The sequence below is a fragment of the Flagellimonas flava genome (assembly GCF_050617915.1).
GTDB lineage: Bacteria > Bacteroidota > Bacteroidia > Flavobacteriales > Flavobacteriaceae > Flagellimonas > Flagellimonas flava_A.
Genome location: NZ_JBODQE010000168.1, coordinates 1 through 238, shown reverse-complemented (window position 1 = coordinate 238; position 238 = coordinate 1). Strand labels below are relative to the sequence as shown.

Here is a 238-nt window from a genome sequence, read left to right as displayed (position 1 = left end):
CACCATTTATTTGGTCGTGCATGATATGGTCAATCAAATGGATAATACCGAAGTGATAATCATCGCGGCCAAATTATTGTTGGTACCGGCATTTTTTCAAATTTCGGATGGAATTCAGGTAGTTGTTCTTGGGGCGCTTCGGCGCTTGCAGGATGTTAAGATACCAACCTTTATAACCTTTGTGGCTTATTGGTTCATAGGATTTCCTGTTTCGTATTACTTCGGGTTGTATTCCGAA

1 protein-coding gene is annotated in these 238 nt (G+C 40.8%); it reads left to right on the top strand.

The features are described 5' to 3' along the window. Window positions 1-238, top strand: a 238-nt coding sequence (locus ACRHOZ_RS21415) for an MATE family efflux transporter (RefSeq protein WP_431130403.1), incomplete at both ends; no start/stop codon positions are given.